The sequence below is a fragment of the Type-C symbiont of Plautia stali genome (assembly GCF_059730935.1).
Window position 1 is genome coordinate 386,455 of the sequence record NZ_AP035924.1, and the last position, 16,994, is coordinate 403,448.

Sequence of the window (16,994 nt, forward strand, 5' to 3'; positions counted from 1 at the left end):
TCCCGCGTAAACCGGAGCCCTGAAATGACGCCTGAAATCTCTCTTCCTGCCAGCCCGGCGCGTCGCCGCTGGCGCTGGACCCGGCTTGCTGAGCCATGGTGGTATCTATCACCGGGCCTGTTGCTGATCGCCCTGTTCATCTTCGTGCCGATGGCGATCGGCATTTCTTACGCTTTTCAGAGCATGAACCTGCTCAATCCGCTGGAAAGCGGCTGGGTTGGCTGGGCGAACTTTGCGCAGATGCTTGACGATCGCCGCTTCTTTCGCGCGCTCGGCCATACCCTTAACTGGACGCTGAGTTCACTGCTGCTGCAGTTCTTTTTCGGCCTCGCGCTGGCGCTGCTGCTTAACCGCGAGTTTCGCTTTCGCCGCTGGGTGCAGGCGCTGGTGTTTTTACCGTGGGCGGTGCCGGCGTTTCTTTCCGGCCTGACCTGGTCCTGGCTGCTCAACCCGGTCGTGGGTCCGCTGCCACAGTGGCTCAGCGACGTAGGCATTCTCAGTGAACCTTACAATATTCTTTCCGATCCGCAACTGGCGATGTGGGGGCCGGTGATTGCTAACGTCTGGTTCGGCATCCCGTTTTTTGCCATCACTTTACTGGCGGCACTGCAGTCGATTCCCAAAGATTTGTATGAAGCAGCAGCCATCGACGGTGCCAGCGGCTGGCAGCAGTTTCGCCGTGTCACCCTGCCGTTTCTCGCCCCGATGATCGCCATTACCGTGATGCTGCGTACCATCTGGATCGCTAACTTTGCCGATTTGATCGTGGTGATGACCGACGGCGGTCCGGCCGGTTCAACCTCGATTCTCTCCAGCTACATCTTCACCACCGCTTACCGCAAACTGGATTTTGGTTATGCCTCAGCGATGGCGGTGTGTCTGTTACTGCTGATGACCTGCTATGCGCTGGTACTGCTGCGCATCCGCCATCAGTTACTTAAGTAAGGAGTCTGCATGCGCCTGTTACCGTTGATCGGTCATCGTCTCAGCATCGCCACCTATTTGCTGTTTGCGCTGTTTCCGTTGTACTGGATCATTAAAATTGCCGTCACGCCGGACAGTTTGCTGTTCAGTCAGGGCGTGACGCTGTTACCTGGCGGTTTCACCCTGAGCCACTTTGCGAAGGTATTGACCGACAGTGATTTCCCCACGTTTTTTATTAACAGTCTCATTGTCTCCTGCAGCACTGCCGCGCTGACCACCTTGATTGCCGCGGCTGCCGGCTATGCCTTTTCCCGCTTTCAGTTTCGCGGCAAGATGGTGATGGCGGCCCTGCTGCTGTTTACGCAGATGTTTCCGCTGGTGATGATCATTGCGCCGATTTACCGGGTGATGGCCCCGCTGGGACTGACGAATAGTCTGCTGGGGCTGATTCTGATTTACAGCGCCTTCAATGTCCCGTTCGCCACCTTCCTGATGCAGTCATTTTTTGATGCCATCCCGAAAGATCTCGAAGAGTCCGCCATGCTGGAAGGCTGCACCCGCTTTCAGGCGCTGTACCGCGTGCTGATGCCGCTGACGCTGCCCGGCATGGCAGCGACGCTCGGCTTTGTTTTCACCGCCGCGTGGAGTGAGTTGCTGTTCTCACTGATGCTGATCAACAAAAACGAAGTCATAACCTTTCCGGTCGGGCTGCTCAGTTTCGTCTCCAAATTCGCCGTTTCGTGGGGCGAAATGATGGCTGCCGCCGTGCTGGCGTTAATTCCAGCCTGTCTGTTCTTCGCTTTCATTCAACGCTACCTGGTTCAGGGACTCACCGCCGGTGCGGTTAAGGGGTAAACAATGGCTGAAATTACGCTGGCGCAAATCGAAAAGCGCTATGGCAACGTTGAGGTTCTGCGCGACATCAATCTGACCATTAAAGATGGTGAGTTCGTGGTGCTGGTCGGCCCGTCCGGCTGTGGTAAATCCACCCTGCTGCGCACCATTGCCGGCCTGGAATTAGCGACGGGCGGCAATATCCATATCGGCAGTCAGCTGATGAACGAGGTGGCGCCTAAAGACCGCGATATTTCGATGGTGTTCCAGAGCTATGCGCTCTATCCGCATCTGACGGTCGCGCGCAACATGGGCTTCAGCCTTGAAATTCAGAAACGACCGCGTGCTGAGATTGAGGAGAAAGTCCGGCGAGCGGCGGAGATTCTCAGCCTGACACACCTGCTTGATCGCCGGCCAAAAGAGCTGTCGGGTGGACAACGTCAGCGCGTGGCGATGGGCCGCGCCATTGTGCGTCAGCCGCAGGTGTTTCTGTTTGATGAGCCGCTTTCCAACCTCGATGCGCAACTGCGCGGCCAGATGCGCGTGGAGATCAAAAAGCTGCATCAGCAAATGAACAACACCATCGTTTATGTTACCCACGATCAGGTTGAGGCCATGACGCTGGCTGACCGCATCGTGGTGCTCAACCACGGCGTCATTCAGCAGGTGGGCACACCGCTGGAGCTGTACGACACACCGGCCAATAAGTTTGTCGCCAGTTTTATCGGGTCCCCGTCGATGAATTTTATCAACGGCGTGATGACCCCCAGCGGCGTGCGTATCAGCGACAGCGCACAGTTGCCCCTGAATACGCACTGGGCGGCACAGGCCGCTGGCCGCGACGTTATTTACGGCATCCGGCCGGAAAACATCAGTCTGGCGCAGCCGGGTGAGCAGCATGCGCTGCCTCTTGAAGTGTCGCTGGTGGAGCCGACCGGCCTGTCCGAACTGATTCACGGTTCGCTGTTTGGCCACCCGCTGATGCTGTTTACCACCCAGCGTTCCGGCGCGCGCGCCGGTGATATTTTGCCGGTCACGCTCGACAGCGAACGTGCGATGCTGTTCGACGCCGCATCACAGCGCCGCCTGTAATTGCACGTTTAAGCGATCAAAACGACCAGCGCACCCCGGCATTGTAGCGCCAGCCTTTGACGCCGTTGCCGGAAATCTCTTTGCGGTAATCCGCCTCGGCATACAGCGCCACGTTGTTGATGAGGGTCGCCGTGCCGCCGAGGCCGACGTCCCACATCTGGCCAAATTTGCCGCTGCTGAAGCTCTGGCTCAGGTCGCTGTCGCTGGCGCCAACCCTGACCTGCGCCGTACCGCCCCAGCCGCGATAGTAGTTAGCGCGCAGATACGGAGTGTACTGGTTCTGACTACTGTCCTGCCAGCTGCGCGCCACGCGTGCGCCGAGCCGGCCAATGGTTTGATCGTAATCGTTATAAGAGACACGCGCGCCGTCAGCATCGGTAAAACTGTCCATGTTCATACGCAGCCAGCTAACCTGTGCCTGCGGTTCCAGGCGCACATCACCCGCCAGCATCAGCGGATAGCCAGACTCGACTGACGCCGTCCAGCCGTGCCCTTTGGGTTTGGCGACCGCTTTCTGCCGCGCAATGTCGGTTTCGCCACGGTAGCCGCTCCAGCTCAGCGAACCATCTACATACCAGCCACTGCTGCGCAGCCAGGTGCCATAAAGTGACAACGTATCGCTATCAAAGCTGGTGGAGCTGTACCCGTCAGCGGCATGCGGGCGAATGCGCGTATTGCCGCGCGTATAGGCGACGCCGCCACGTACGCTATCTTCAGCGCCATCGGCGCGCAGCAAATTGCCGCCGAGCTGTACGGCGCTGTAGTTGAGGTCGAAGTCATAACCCCAAGCGTCCAGGCCGCGATTGCTTCGATACTGCAAATCCGAACCGAGGTAGCGGATAAACATCTCTGCGTTGTCTGCCGGCTGCTGGCGCAGTTCGCCGAGTCGCTTATGCAGATCGTCAGTGACTGCCAGCGAGTAGTACGCCAGCCCGACCGGTGCGGAGATCCAGGACGGCACCTGCGGCGTAACCGCCGGACGGACCGCCTTAACCGCACTGCCCGCCTGCGGCTGGCACAGCGAGCCATCGCTGCAGATGAAATTGTTTGCCAGACGATAGTCCCATGCGTTGCCGCCCGCGCTACTGCCCGATGCAAAGCTGTACAGACCATACTGCCACGGCCCGGCTGCCACATAGCCATTGCTCAGCCTGAAGCTGTCGGCGCTGGCGCTGCCGGTCACCTGCACCAGCGAGACGCCTTCGCTGGCCGCGATGACGTTGTCGCGATTGCTGTCCAGCAGTCCGCCGCCCTGCAGGCGGTCATCCACCCAGGTGGTGCCGCTGGCGTTACCGTTAACAAGCAGCACGTCGCTGTGGGTGGCTGTCGAATTGAGTTTCAGGCGGCCCTGCGCGGAGGCCAGACTACCTTCGATGGTCAGGGTATTTGCCGCCACATTGCCACCGTTGGTAAGGTCGAGCGTGCCGGCATTATTCACTACCAGCGAATCATTGCTGGCCCCCTGCAGCCGCGCGTTGACGCCATCGCCGGCGAACAGCGTGGATCCGGTATCGATATTGATGGTGCTGTGCGCCAGTTTAATGTTGTCGCTCAGCGTCCACTGCGTATCGATGAAGTTCAGCGTGCTCCAGCCCGCGCCGAGGTTGGTGCCTTTGGTGAGGTCGTCCTGCCGGAACGAACCGCCGCGCGCATTGAGCTGGCTGAGGTTCAGCGTGCTATCCGCGCCGCCGCTGGTGATATGGCGGGTCTGGTTCAGGCTGATAGCCTGCACCGTCGCCTGATTCGCACTGCCGTCACCCATACTCAGGCCGCCATCCAGCGTGCCGCCCGTAACCAGCAGCGTATCGCTGCCGTTGCCGGTGTTCACTTCGCCCGTGACTTTGCCCGCCAGCAGTGCCACCACATCACGGGTCGCGCCGCCCGCCACTACCACCTGATCGGCGTACGGCGCATCCAGCGTGCCCTGGTTGATAAACACCGTCTCACCGCCGCGCAAATCAATGAGCGGTGCGACGCGGCTTTGTGAACGGATGGTGCCCTGGTTGATCACCTGGCTAGCGCTGCGGGTGACAATCGCCGAACCGCCATCGGCATCGCGGATATCAATCAGGCCCTGAGCGATTACCCGTCCACGGGTGTTGGCACGCACGCCGGTGCCGCTGCCGTTGACTTCAATGCGGTAGTCGCGCCCAATCACCAAATCGTTGCCCGTGGTAGATCCATCTGCGTTTTCAAAGCGATAGCCGGTACCGCCTGCGCCGACGTGAATCTGCGCGCTGCCCGCCGGATCGAACGAGGTGGCAGAGCGAATGCCGGTGCCACCGTTAGCCTCGAAGCGCACATTACTCAGCGAAATATCACTGATGCCGGCGCGATTGTTCAGCGCAGTACCGCTGCCGTAAGCGCCGATGATGATGTCGTTGGCTTCAAAGCGCTGCGCACCGCTGTCGAGCAGCAAACCATCGGCTTTGCCGTAAGCCGCCAGCGTGCTGGCCCCCTGCCCGTCGCCGTAAATTATCATCGCGCCGCCGGAGCCCACGCGCAGCGCGGCGGTGCCGTCATTCACGCGTAAGGTGCTGTCGAGCGGTACATACTGGCCATAACCGCTGCTGACATCCACGCCGGTGCCGCTGGCGACGCTAACCGAGCCGCGGTTGATAAAGTTACCGCCATCATGCACCCGGGCCCCGGTACTGTTGCGGCCACGCAAATCCACTACGCCCTGCTGCTGATTAAACAGGCGCGCGTCGCCGCTGACATCAAACGCCGTGGCGTTGCGCCCGGTGCCGGTGATGAGCGAGGCAGCGTAGACCTCGGTGCCATCGCCTGTCGCCTGCGCGCCGAGGGTGTTTTTGCCGTTCAGCGCGATAAGGCTGGTAATGATCCCCTTCGCGCGATCGCTGGCGCGCAGCACGGTGGCACCCTTACCGGTGACCTGATAAACATCGGTGCTGGATACCAGCGCATCCGTCCCGCTGACCACGATGCCGGTGCTGTCCCTGCCGCTCAGCATGACGTTGCCAAAGCCCTGGTTGTACAGCCACGCGCCGTTGCGGATTTCATACAACGTCGAGTTACGACTGCTGACATCAACCGGGCTGCCGTTGACGATCAGGCGTGAGCCGGGATCAAAAGCCTGATAGCCGATCTGCTGTGCGTCATGGAACACCACGCGGCTGTTCGTGCCCAGCGTAATACGACCGCCGGCAAAGGCTTTCGCGCCGACCACGTTATCGCCGTACAGATTAATCGTGCCGTTCTGGTTAATCCGCCCCAGCTGGTGATACGAGACCGCACCGAAGGTGGTGGTTTGCTGGGTGCTCTGGCCGCTGTAGAGATTAAGCGTGCCGCTATTGTTAATCTCCGTCAGGGTTTTGCCGTCGCCGGCGCCTGGATAACCATCGGCGAACAGTGCCCGGCCGTTACGTAAAATGTTGATATCGCCGCGGTTGTCGACCGTGGCGCCATACTGCGCGTAGATACCCGTTACGCTTTCACCCCGCAGGGAGATAGCGCCACGATTCACCAGCCGCGCATGATTCATCACGGTAAACGGCTGCTGGTTATTGGCGCGGCCGTCTATCGCCGCCTGATTGATCAGTAAAGTGTTCGGGTCGAACTGCGTATTAGGGTTAACAACGTTACCCTGCAGCGTATAGCGATTACCGTCAGCGATGGCGACGCGGGCATCAGACCCGTTGAGGTGAATACGCGTTGCGGCATCAATGGTGGCGCGGGCGCCATCAGTGATAGTCAGTCCGCTGGCAAAGCTGGCGATGTTCAGCGTCGCGCCGTGGGTATCAATGTTGGTGCCCGCGCCGCTGCCGTACACACCGGTTGCAAACGGGCTATTCATCGACAGAGTCAGGCCGCGCCCGTCAAAATCCGCTCCCTGCTCGAGGCGAAAAATCGTGCCGTTCCACACGGAAGCGCTGTAGCGGCCGTTGGCCGGCAGATTAATGCGCGCATCCGGGCCGATACGGTAGAAACTGATCTGTCCGCTATCCAGCATGCTGTCGCTGCCGCTGGAGGTGGGAATGGCGCGGGCGCTAACGTTGACCGTTGCCTGGCCTTCAGCACGAATCCCGATGCCCGCTTTACCGCTGAGCCGGATTGGACCGGTGATATCAGCACTGGCGTGACCGCCCGGTTCGCCAGTTACCCACACCGCCGTATTGTTGGTGCCGCCAAAGCGGTCGGCGTCACCCGCCACGTTGATCGCCCCGCTGGAGAAGGCGTGCGCCTGATTGCCCGCCGTGGCGATCACTTTCAGGCCGGTGCTGTTATAGCCATTCAGATTGAGGGTGCCGCGGTTGCCCACCTGGCCGCCGCTGCCGGAATCCATCGCCAGCATAGCGATATTTTCGCGCGGTAGCGCCTGCGCCATACCGTTGACATCGATAACACCGTTATTCAGTGACACCGCATTGGGCCCGGCCTCGATGCGCATGCCAACGGCGTTCTCGACTTTTGAGCCGATAACAATACGACCATCATTGATGGCACGTGAGTCGAGCAGGCCGGAAATGGCGCTGATGCCACCGCCGAGGCTGACCGCGACATCCTGCGTGACGTCGCCCTTGTGATTTTGCGGTGTGCGGCCGAGATAAATCGTGCCATCGCGCGCGTTGACGAAGCTGCCCTCGCCGCTGAAACTCACCGCCGCTGCTGAGGAGCCGTTCGCCACATCGTTAATGCCGATGTTAATATTGCCGTGGTTGACCGCACTGCTGCTGCCGAGGAATAAGCCGGCGGTGCCCCACGGCGCATCACCGATATGCACATTGAGCACGCCGTTATTGCGGAAGTCGCTGTCATAAATCGCTGACACCGCCGTGCCCGCATAGCCGAGGGAATCCTCCGCCACGCCGCGTCCATTGGCGGCGTTGAAAAAACCGCTGTTGATGACACCATTATTGATACCGCGCGCGCCGCTGATCAGCTCCAGCGCGCCCGCTTCGGATGAGAGCGCGTTACTGGTCGCCAGTTTTCCGGCGATAATCGTCGTTGCACCGTTGCTGGCGCGCATCACGGCGCTGGCGCTATTAGCCACTTCCAGCGTTTTGCCGCGATTGATTTTCACACTGGCTTTCGCGCCATCGGCGCTCAGCACCACCTGATCGCCGAGAGCGGCAGCCACTTCATCATCGTAATTACCGGTGCTCATGCGGTAAACCACACGACCGTCGCGCAGGCTGAACGCCTGGTTCAGCGCAGCGTTATAACTTTCCGGGCTCAGGTTGCCGCCGCTAATCTGGTCAATCAGCCAGTCGTTATAGTTCCGCAATTCATTGAGGTTACTGACGTAATAGGCGTTGCTGCTGCCATCCTTAAGCGTGACATCAAACAGACCGGCGTAGGTCACCACACCTCCGGCATCAAATGCCAGCCGATCGCCACCGTACGGCGGCGTGGCGGCGGTAAAGCGGATACGGTTATTGCTGTCCCAGTTAATCTGGCCGTTATTACTGCTGGCAAATAACTGACTCTGTTTGGCAGCCATTGACCAGCGATTGGTGCTGGCGTTAGCGGCTGCGCCTTGCTGACCAATATTGATATTTAACCGGCCATTAATGACTGTCGCTACGCGCGCATCAATATATTGCTTATCGTTCACATCATAATAATCTGGCACTACCGTAGCGCCATTAATTTCCGCCGGCGTAATCATTTCCGCACTGTTATAAACCTGATAGACACGATAACTGCCTGTTTCTTCATCCGGAATACCAATAGCATAATTTTGTGCGCCGAGTTGCAGGCGGGGCTCGCCGATTAAATTGTCATTAATAATACGCCCAACCTTTTGTAGTTCACCCAGCGTGACGCTGCTCATGCCACTTTCTCCAACGGTAAAGCGCGGTATACCGCTTAGGGTCTGGGTTGAACCATTACATAAGCAATAAGCGCCAACTTTATTGTCGTTGCGTTCGGGAGTGAAAGGTTTTAATACCACCGCCGATACCGGTGTGGCAGACAGCATTAAGCCCTGCGCAGCAAGCAGGCTCAGTAACAAGGGATTTAATTTAAACACACTATTTTCCTCACCAGAGAAAAGACAAATGCCGCACAGCGAATGCGCAGTGCGGGGGAAATAGCGAAGCGAAATATATTGTCGTAATAGCTTACGGCTGGAAATCCGTTGAAATGAGTATTACCGCGATCAGGTTAAAACGTCCAGTTTGACTTAAGGAATTGTGATGACGGCGATAAGCTTTAAGAATTGCGCTAACGGCCTGAGATAATTATCTGGAACTAAAAATGCAAAAAATGGCAAAAATCAGATGGCGGGAAATAATACCCGGCACGCCAGTGGCGGCCGGGCATGATGACAATTACAGTCGCGCTTCGACCGGCACCGCCACCTTTTTATCTTTCGGCTTGAGGCCAAACATGAATGAGGCGAAGCGTGAACGTTTGACGATAGCGTAACACACCGCGCTCAGCGCAATGCCGAGGGCAAAATCGATCAGGACATACAGGACTGACAGGTTATCCGGTAACCAGACATCCAGCAGCCATGAGAAAATGATCACCACCGGATAGTGCAGCAAATAGATGATCAGCGCGGAATCCACAATTGCCGTCAGAATGCGACTCTCTTTCACGTTGATGCGTTCGAAGCTAAATACCAGCCAGTAGGACAGCATCACCGACAGCACGCTGCCCAGCATCACCGGCACATATTTCATCACCCCGGTGATGTGGTTGTGCGCGACGACATAGCAGGCGGCCCACACCGCCAGCACCAGCGCGGCCACCAGCCAGCCATTCATCAGTTTACTGTTGGCGTACCGGGCAATTTTCTCGCGGTTGACGTATAACGCAAAACCGGCGGTGTAGTAGACGAGGAAGCGTGCGGTCACCGGGATGAGCTCGACAAATTCACCGCGGCCTTTCACCAGAAACTTCAGCACGAAGCAGGCGTTACCGAGAACCACCAGCGTGGCGATCAGCATTGGCAACGACATTTTGCCCAGCTGACGGGCGCTCCACTGATAGAACGCGCCGGGTACCAGCAGCGACATCACCGACAGCGACACGAGGAACCACAGGTGGTGCATCATGGTATAGCTGTTTAGCCAGCCTTCGAGACTCAGCGGGGTGTTATTCATCTGTCCCGCGATAAAATACATCAGCGGCGGAATAAACAGATAGGCTGATATCAGCGGAATCAGGACGCGCTTACGGCGATTATCCGTAAAGAATTTCTGCCCTTTGCGCAAAATAATCAGCGCGGAGAACATGCCCGAAAGAAAGAAGAACACTTCCATCCTGAAGGTGTGCACCATGCTCAGCAGTGCCGTAAATATTTCCGAGGGATCGCGCTGCGCGACATAATACCAGCCATTCTCTCCCGGCAAACTCCGTGAGGCGTGTAATAACACCCCTTCCAGAATTAGGCCGGCACGCAGCAGATCCAGGCCAATATTACGGCTGGATAAAAAGGATTCTGTTTTCACATTGCACATCCTGAAATGAGTTGTAACGCAATCATAATGATTCAGTCAGAATGCTAACACCGGATTAATCTGTATACATTATGTTTAGAAACGTTTCGGAATTTCGCCATAGTGTAAAGAATGTCACTGTGCAATGGCCATAAAGCTTAAGCCAGAATGTTCTGATGGTAAAAGTTATCGTCAGGCAGCGCCTATTCGCTGCTAACCGCCGGATAAATAGCGAAAACCCACTCTTTTACAACAGGTTGTGGATTAACGGTTCGACTCGCAGTGCGAAAATTCGCTAATCAAACCGCGTTATGTCCTGAAGCAACCGTGATGTTTTAAGCAGGCGTCAATGCGGGATTTTCTGGCTGAAGGGAGGCTATTAGGCAGGGCTGGTTTTTACCTGATTGAATTTAAATAACTTTTATTCAGCAAGCGGCTTTTTTCTCAGAGTTGACCTAATTTTCACCCCGCAACCGTGCTTTCGGATTGTTGACCCGCAATCTCCCCTGTTAAGGTAATTCGCTTACGGTTAACAACCGATTCTCCATGTAACCTTGAGTATCAAAAGGCGGAAATTTGTTATGCAACGAGCGCTATCTGGCATCGTCACTTTGCTGATTACCACAGCCTGTCTGTGCAATACCGCATTCGCCGAAAGCGGCAAGCCCGATAATAACTTTATTATTGAAGCCTATGGCGGTTCCAGTACGCGCGGTGCCATGGCGATAAAGGAAAATGGCAAATTGCGCGCAATCTATATTAAAGACAATGAGATTGCTCTGATTAACCAGTGGCTACAGGAGAAGTATGGCGATGGCATTCGCGTAGTGAATAAAGGCGCGTCCTCATCGCAGGCCATGGACCTGTTAAATGGCAAATATTTCTACAAGAATAATAAAAGCTGGCGCGAAGAGATGAAGAAATCGCCGGCAAAAATCATTTTGCTGAATTTTGCCACCAACGATGCACGCCATTTCCATTTCCGCGATATAGAAAAGGATTACCAGGTTAGCCCGGACAAATATACCCAGGTGATGACACAGCTGATTACTATTGCCCGTGAAGAGGGTAAGCAGGTGATATTACAGGAGCCGCACCCGATTTGTGGCCGCGCGGAGAAATGGCACGTTGCACCTTACGTCACCAAACTGGACGCGCTGGCTAAAGCAGAATCGGTGCCGCTGGCGCGTCAGTATCAGCGCATCCTGCAGATGAAAGACTGGCAGTCGCTGATGTCACCCGATTGTATTCATCCGTCCGAACAGCTGTACCGCATGAAAGCAGAGGAAACTTTTTCGGTGCTGGTCTCCCACTTTAATACCGAGCTGGCTGCTGCCGGGCATGGCAAAACCCCGGATGGCGAGCAGGTGGCGAAACGCTAAGCCGGTGATTGGCTGACCGGTGAAACGGCTTAACGCGATAGTGTAGCGGCATATTAACGGTAGTCTTTACCACCACGCTGTGTTATCCCTCGGGTTGTCGCGGAGGGATAACAATGAATATCAGTTTACTGAGCCAGTGTCCGCAGTTGCTGGATACGGTGGCAACTATGCTTCATCAGGAGTGGTCCGGGTTTTCTCACTGGCGCGACCGGAGCGCCATTCGTCAGCGCCTGCTGATGCGCAACGCGCAGCCGGCAAAAACGTTTACGCTGGTCGCGTTGAATGCAGAAAATGAAGTGCTTGCCACCGCCAGCACGATTCTTCACGAGCTTGATGACATCCATGAACGCCAGTTCTGGATGGGCGAAGTACTGACTGTCGCGGCACACCGCGGTAAAGGCGTGGCCTCTGCTCTGGTATTGCGTTTAATTGAAGAAGCTCGCCAGCGCCACATGCCAGAGTTGTGGCTGTATACGCCGGATCAGCAGGCGTTTTACCGTCGCTATGGCTGGCAGGAAATCGAGCAGCGCATCGTGTCGTCAGAACAGGTTAGCGTGATGCGAAGGGAAATCTTTTAAGGAAAAGAAGATGTTGGTACGTAAAAACTATCCAGAACTGGGCGAAGTAAAAGCGCCTTACGTGCACGCCGTGAAGCATGGCGACACGCTTTATGTTTCGGGTCTGACCGCTTTCGCAACAACGGCGCAGCAGGCGGATATTGCTGCGCAGGCAGAAGTGATTTTTCAGCAACTACATCTGCTCGCCGCTCAGGAGAATACTTCGCTAAAAAATCTAATTAAAGTGACGATTTTTATCACTTCATTCACCGATATAAATGCATTGCGCGACGTGCTTTACCGGCATTATGGCGAACACCTGCCCGCCAGTTCACTGGTGCAGGTTAGCCAGCTGTTTTGCCCCGATCTGAAAATCGAAATTGAAGCAATTATTGCTCTGTGATGAAGTTGTAATTCTTTGTTTTAACGATGCTTTGATTTAAAACGATTCTTGTATGGTCGTCTGTTGCCTACACAAGTATTCCCTGGTCGCCATAAATGGCGACCCTACGGTTTAATTGCACGGTTTTGTAACGTGTTTTAGGTCGCCATAAATGGTGACCCGACAGGGTACAGCACGGTTTTGTAGGGTGCGCATTGATGCGCACCGGCATTAACAGGGTATTTTTGAACTGAACGGCATTGCACGCTTTATGGCGGCCCATCTTACGCTGGCCGCCACTCCGGGCGTGATTAACTTACCTGGGCGATTGCTGGCTCAGCTTCTGCGGTGCCGCTGCGCCGTTCCGCGCCAGCGAAGCCGCTCGGCGTCTGGCCAGTGAAGCGGGTGAAAGCGATGCTGAAGGCGCTGGCAGAGCGGTAACCCACCCGTTCAGCCACGTCGGCCACTGACAGGCGGCTGCTTCGCAGCAGATTTTTCGCCAGCGCCATGCGCCACGTCAGCAGATACGCCATCGGTGCCATGCCCACTGCATCGCGAAAACGTACGAAAAACGCCGAGCGCGATAGCGCCGCGTGTTTCGCCAGCTGGGGTACCGTCCAGCCATGGGCTGGCCTGGCGTGGATGGCGCGGATTGCCCCGGCCAGCCGCTCATCGGCCAGTCCCCGCATCACGCCAGGCGATGCACTCGCCGCTGGCATTGCGCGCAGCGCTTCGATCAGCAGTAATTCCAGCAAACGTTCCAGCACGATCTGCCGTGCCGGACGCTGCGCACGGCACTCATCCCTGACCAGCTGCACCAGCGTGGTCAGGCGCGATGCGCCACGCACATGAATAAACTGTGGCAGTAACGAGACAATCAATCCCGCGTCGGGTGCGGCAAACTGGCAGTAACCAATCAGCGTCTGTACCTCGGCTGGCTGCTGCCGATCGCCAAGCCACACTTCGCCCGGCGCAAGCATCTCCGGCATCGAATCAGGCGCATCTGCGGCCGGTGGCTGCTCGCTGGTCATGCAAAACTCCCACGCAGCCGGAATCAGGACAAAATCCCCTTGCTCAAGCGCAACCGGAGGATGACCTTTCATTTCCAGCCGGGTGCGCCCCTCCAGCACCACGCAGTAAAACGGCTGGCCGGTCTCACTGCGCTGCACACGCCATAATCCATTGGCACGCGCGCGTTTGGAATAAGCCGCCCCGGGCTGTAACAGTGACACCATTTCGGCGAGCGGATCGATCATAATGGACTCCTGCAAATGAAACCAGGACTGTACGTTGTAGTGAGTCCGGTAGTGGCACTCTATAGTGAGCTCTTACCCAACGCAATGCAGGAGTGAACCATGAAAACCATTTTAATCACCGGCTGCTCTTCTGGTTTTGGTCATGCTACCGCGCTCTGGTTTCTGGAGCGCGGCTGGAAAGTCATCGCCACCATGCGCACCCCGCGCGCCGAACTGTTTCCTGAATCCGCCCATCTGCGCCTGTTGCCACTGGATGTCACCGATGCCACCAGCATCAGGCAAACGCTGGCTGAAGCAGGAGAGATTGATGTGCTGGTCAACAATGCCGGCATCGGTTTATTAACTTCGCTGGAAGGCGCGCCGATGTCCTCGGTACGGGAGGTGTTCGAAACCAACACGCTGGGCACCATCGCCATGACGCAGGCGGTCATCCCGCAGTTTCGCGCTAAAAACAGTGGCATGGTGATCAATGTGACCTCGACGGTGACGCTGAAATCCCTGCCGCTGCTGGCGGTTTATACCGGCAGCAAAGCGGCAGTCAACGCCTTTACCGAGTCGCTGGCGCTGGAACTGCAGCCCTTTAATGTTCAGGTGAGACTGGTATTACCCGGGCTGGCACCCACCACCGACTTCGGCAAAAACGCCCGGCCGCGCATGGAAAACACCTTGCTTGAGCCTTACCAGCCGATGTTTGATGGCATCATCGCCGGCATGCAGCAGCCCCAGCCAACCACTAAAGCACAGGACGTTGCCGCTGCCGTGTGGCGTGCCGCGACCGATCCCGCCGCACCGATGCGCATCCCGGCCGGAGAAGATGCCGAAGCCTCGATGAAGCAATACGGTTAGCGATCTTTACGCTGGGCCAGCGCCTGCAGTGCCGCCAGACCGTCGCGATCCAGCCAGCTTTGCAGCGGGGCAAACAACGGTTCAGGCAGCGCCTCAGGCGCGAACCAGTGCCAGCCTGTGCACTTATCCGGTTCCCGCAGCTGCGGCTCACCGCTGGCGTCCGGCGCTACCATCAGCAGCGTAATATAGTGCCGGTTGACCGCCGGAAACACATCGCTGACGAAGGCGCCGTTGTGTACGCTGTGCAGCAGTAAACCGGTCTCCTCCAGCACTTCCCGACGCGCACAGGCTTCCGGTGATTCACCAAACTCCAGATGGCCGCCCGGCGCCGACCAGTCACCGGCACCGTGGCTGCCTTTACGCTGGCCGAGCAACAGCTTGCCATCGCGGAAAATTAATACGCCAACACCGACCTGCGGGGACATCATTGCTCCTGATTTATCGATCCTCTCACTCTGCACGGTTTATAAAACAGCGTATTCCGTCTGACAATGGTTTCCTGCCGTTATCGCTGGGGTTTGAGTCGCAGCGCCATCAGCATCAGTAGCAGCACGCCCGCCGCCATGATCTGCCACGCGCTGTCGAGTGATGCCGCGCGATCGCGCACAATGCCGGCCATCAGCGGCATCAGTGCGGCCAGCATATAGCCGCCGCCCTGCACGAAAGACAGCAGCACAGTGGCTTCTTCCGGCGTACGGGCATGGTCAAGCGTGACAATCAGCGATAGCGGAAACAGCGCACCGATCCCCAATCCCAGCAGCAGCGTCGGCAACCAGGCGTGTTCGCCGCCCAGCCACAGCAGTGCGATCAGCCCCAGCAGGATAGAAGCCAGCACCACCAGCAGCGGCCAGCGGCGATCGCGGCAGCGATGAATCAGCGCGGAGAGCATAAATCCGGCGGCGACTTCGGTCAGGGTTAATGCGCCCAGCACGTAGCCGCTCTGCGCCGGCAGCCAGCCGTGTTGCATGTAAAATGGCGGCAGCCACGCCAGCACCAGCGTGTAAGCACCGGTGCCGATGCCAAAAAACAGCATCAACAGCCAGGCGCGCGGCGTGCGGTGTACGCCGCCGGCCGGTGGCGTGTTTACCCTCGTGGTCACAGGCTGCAGGCGCAGCCACAGTATCAATGCGATCAGCGCCGGTAGCGACGGCAGCATCAGGGCGATCGTCAGTCCGGCATGGTTGGCGAGCGGTGCGGCGCTGGCTGCGGCCACTGCAGCTCCGGCCATAATACCGGTGGTGAACAGTGCCATTAACGTACCGGCACGCGAGGCGAAGTGACGTTTGATGAGCGCGGGCATCAGCGCCTGGATCAGCCCGATGCCGCAGCCGGCCAGCAGCGCGCTGGCGGTTAGCATGGCGGCGCTGTGATCAACGCCACGCGCGCCACCCGCGAGCACCAGCGCTATCAGGCCAGCGGTAATGCCGCGCGCTTCACCCAGCCTGCGCAGCAGCAGCGGCCCGGCCAGCGCCGCCAGCCCCATCATAATGACCGGCAGCGTCGTCAGCAGGCTCAGCTGCGTGGCACTTAGACCTGCATCGTGCTGCAGTTGCAGGAACAGCGGTCCGATGGCCGCCATCACCGGACGCAAATTCAGCGCCACCACAAAAACCAGTAAAGCAAACATGCAAATAGCAGGTAAGGTACGATTCACATTCTGTCTCCATACACCAAAGTATCTTAACGTTAAGATACTTTGCGGAAGAACGATAGCGGGTGCGCACAAAGCGACACATTGCCCGCCGTGAACTGATGAGAATTAACATGACTGACCACGTAGATTTTGTCGTTGCGCAATGGGCCAGCGCCATGCCGGAGCTGGACGCCTCTTCCATGGCGATTTTTGGCCGCATGCTGCGCCTGATGAAGCATCTGGCGAAAAAGCGCGCTGAGGCGCTGGCGCCCTTTGGTTTTCGCGATGGCGAATTTGATGTGCTGGCGACGCTGCGGCGTGCTGGCGCACCTTACCGGCTGTCGCCCACGCAGCTCTACAAATCGCTGCTGGTCACCTCCGGTGCCATGACTAACCGGCTTAACCGGCTGGAAGAAGAGGGATTGATTGCGCGTGTTGCCGATGCCGATGATAAGCGCAGTACGCTGGTGATGCTGACGCCGGCCGGCCTGGCAAAGATTGAGCAGGCGCTGCAGATGCATACGCAAACGCAGAACGCGCTGCTGTCCACGCTGGACGATCGGCAGCAGCAGCAGCTTGCCGCCCTGCTGCGCCAGCTGTTGCAGGCAGCCGAACAGTAAGCCGAACGGGATGTGGCAAAAAATGAATTAATTCAGCGCGTTTTTCGCTATGTTAA

General features: G+C 57.5%; 13 protein-coding genes. 8 read left to right on the forward strand and 5 right to left on the reverse strand.

The window, feature by feature from the left end; all coding sequences use genetic code 11:
* Positions 1-24 precede the first annotated feature (24 nt).
* Genes AC6I7J_RS20920 through AC6I7J_RS20930 form a run of 3 tightly spaced genes read left to right on the forward strand, consistent with a single transcriptional unit; the run spans position 25 to position 2,850 of the window.
* Positions 25-945 (forward strand): carbohydrate ABC transporter permease, encoded by a 921-nt coding sequence (locus tag AC6I7J_RS20920; protein WP_132463025.1) that lies wholly within the window; start codon positions 25-27, stop codon positions 943-945.
* 9 nt (positions 946-954) lie between these two features.
* On the forward strand, positions 955-1,779 hold the full coding sequence (locus AC6I7J_RS20925; RefSeq protein ID WP_498007276.1) for a carbohydrate ABC transporter permease: 825 nt from the start codon (positions 955-957) through the stop codon (positions 1,777-1,779).
* Between the two features lie 3 nt (positions 1,780-1,782).
* A complete protein-coding gene (locus tag AC6I7J_RS20930) occupies positions 1,783-2,850 on the forward strand; it encodes an ABC transporter ATP-binding protein (protein ID WP_088517298.1) in 1,068 nt (355 codons plus the stop codon).
* A gap of 16 nt (positions 2,851-2,866) precedes the next feature.
* Here AC6I7J_RS20930 and AC6I7J_RS20935 read toward each other — a convergent pair whose 3' ends face one another.
* Positions 2,867-8,647, reverse strand: a complete 5,781-nt coding sequence (locus AC6I7J_RS20935) for an autotransporter outer membrane beta-barrel domain-containing protein (RefSeq protein ID WP_498007277.1) — start codon at positions 8,645-8,647, stop codon at positions 2,867-2,869.
* A gap of 499 nt (positions 8,648-9,146) precedes the next feature.
* Positions 9,147-10,274 carry an acyltransferase family protein gene (locus AC6I7J_RS20940; RefSeq protein WP_150058972.1) on the reverse strand — a complete coding sequence of 376 codons (1,128 nt, stop codon included), beginning with the start codon at positions 10,272-10,274 and terminating at the stop codon, positions 9,147-9,149.
* Between the two features lie 569 nt (positions 10,275-10,843).
* Here AC6I7J_RS20940 and AC6I7J_RS20945 point away from each other — a divergent pair.
* The 3 genes from AC6I7J_RS20945 to AC6I7J_RS20955 all read left to right on the forward strand — a co-directional run bounded on the left by AC6I7J_RS20945 (position 10,844) and on the right by AC6I7J_RS20955 (position 12,604).
* On the forward strand, positions 10,844-11,644 hold the full coding sequence (locus tag AC6I7J_RS20945; protein ID WP_071813634.1) for an SGNH/GDSL hydrolase family protein: 801 nt from the start codon (positions 10,844-10,846) through the stop codon (positions 11,642-11,644).
* Positions 11,645-11,757: 113 nt separating this feature from the next.
* Complete coding sequence (locus AC6I7J_RS20950) at positions 11,758-12,222, forward strand: GNAT family N-acetyltransferase (RefSeq protein WP_132463038.1); 465 nt, start codon at positions 11,758-11,760, stop codon at positions 12,220-12,222.
* Between the two features lie 10 nt (positions 12,223-12,232).
* The gene (locus AC6I7J_RS20955) at positions 12,233-12,604 is read left to right on the forward strand and encodes a RidA family protein (protein ID WP_132463041.1); all 372 of its coding nucleotides are present in this window, start codon (positions 12,233-12,235) and stop codon (positions 12,602-12,604) included.
* Positions 12,605-12,894: 290 nt separating this feature from the next.
* Here AC6I7J_RS20955 and AC6I7J_RS20960 read toward each other — a convergent pair whose 3' ends face one another.
* Entirely contained in the window at positions 12,895-13,839 is a 945-nt protein-coding gene (locus AC6I7J_RS20960) for an AraC family transcriptional regulator (protein WP_498007278.1), read from the reverse strand.
* 99 nt (positions 13,840-13,938) lie between these two features.
* Here AC6I7J_RS20960 and AC6I7J_RS20965 point away from each other — a divergent pair, with 99 nt between their 5' ends.
* A complete protein-coding gene (locus tag AC6I7J_RS20965; protein ID WP_059011255.1) occupies positions 13,939-14,685 on the forward strand; it encodes an SDR family oxidoreductase in 747 nt (248 codons plus the stop codon).
* Here the strand turns inward: AC6I7J_RS20965 and AC6I7J_RS20970 are convergent.
* Positions 14,682-15,110, reverse strand: a complete 429-nt coding sequence (locus AC6I7J_RS20970) for a nucleotide triphosphate diphosphatase NUDT15 (protein WP_498007474.1) — start codon at positions 15,108-15,110, stop codon at positions 14,682-14,684. The two genes, AC6I7J_RS20965 and AC6I7J_RS20970, sit on opposite strands and share 4 nt — an antisense overlap.
* Before the next feature lie 80 nt (positions 15,111-15,190).
* Positions 15,191-16,339, reverse strand: coding sequence for an MFS transporter (locus AC6I7J_RS20975; RefSeq protein WP_498007279.1), 1,149 nt, complete (start codon positions 16,337-16,339; stop codon positions 15,191-15,193).
* Between the two features lie 110 nt (positions 16,340-16,449).
* On the opposite strand from AC6I7J_RS20975, the gene AC6I7J_RS20980 reads away from it, so the two are divergent.
* Positions 16,450-16,938, forward strand: coding sequence for a MarR family winged helix-turn-helix transcriptional regulator (locus AC6I7J_RS20980; RefSeq protein WP_264251790.1), 489 nt, complete (start codon positions 16,450-16,452; stop codon positions 16,936-16,938).
* Positions 16,939-16,994 lie beyond the last annotated feature (56 nt).

Excerpts from the sequence above, each read along its gene's own strand:
- AC6I7J_RS20920 (WP_132463025.1), top strand. The coding sequence starts at position 25 with ATGACGCCTGAAATCTCTCTTCCTGCCAGCCCGGCGCGTCGCCGCTGG.
- AC6I7J_RS20925 (WP_498007276.1), top strand. The coding sequence starts at position 955 with ATGCGCCTGTTACCGTTGATCGGTCATCGTCTCAGCATCGCCACCTAT.
- AC6I7J_RS20930 (WP_088517298.1), top strand. The coding sequence starts at position 1,783 with ATGGCTGAAATTACGCTGGCGCAAATCGAAAAGCGCTATGGCAACGTT.
- AC6I7J_RS20935 (WP_498007277.1), bottom strand. The coding sequence starts at position 8,647 with ATGAGCAGCGTCACGCTGGGTGAACTACAAAAGGTTGGGCGTATTATT.
- AC6I7J_RS20945 (WP_071813634.1), top strand. The coding sequence starts at position 10,844 with ATGCAACGAGCGCTATCTGGCATCGTCACTTTGCTGATTACCACAGCC.
- AC6I7J_RS20950 (WP_132463038.1), top strand. The coding sequence starts at position 11,758 with ATGAATATCAGTTTACTGAGCCAGTGTCCGCAGTTGCTGGATACGGTG.
- AC6I7J_RS20955 (WP_132463041.1), top strand. The coding sequence starts at position 12,233 with ATGTTGGTACGTAAAAACTATCCAGAACTGGGCGAAGTAAAAGCGCCT.
- AC6I7J_RS20960 (WP_498007278.1), bottom strand. The coding sequence starts at position 13,839 with ATGATCGATCCGCTCGCCGAAATGGTGTCACTGTTACAGCCCGGGGCG.
- AC6I7J_RS20965 (WP_059011255.1), top strand. The coding sequence starts at position 13,939 with ATGAAAACCATTTTAATCACCGGCTGCTCTTCTGGTTTTGGTCATGCT.
- AC6I7J_RS20970 (WP_498007474.1), bottom strand. The coding sequence starts at position 15,110 with ATGTCCCCGCAGGTCGGTGTTGGCGTATTAATTTTCCGCGATGGCAAG.
- AC6I7J_RS20980 (WP_264251790.1), top strand. The coding sequence starts at position 16,450 with ATGACTGACCACGTAGATTTTGTCGTTGCGCAATGGGCCAGCGCCATG.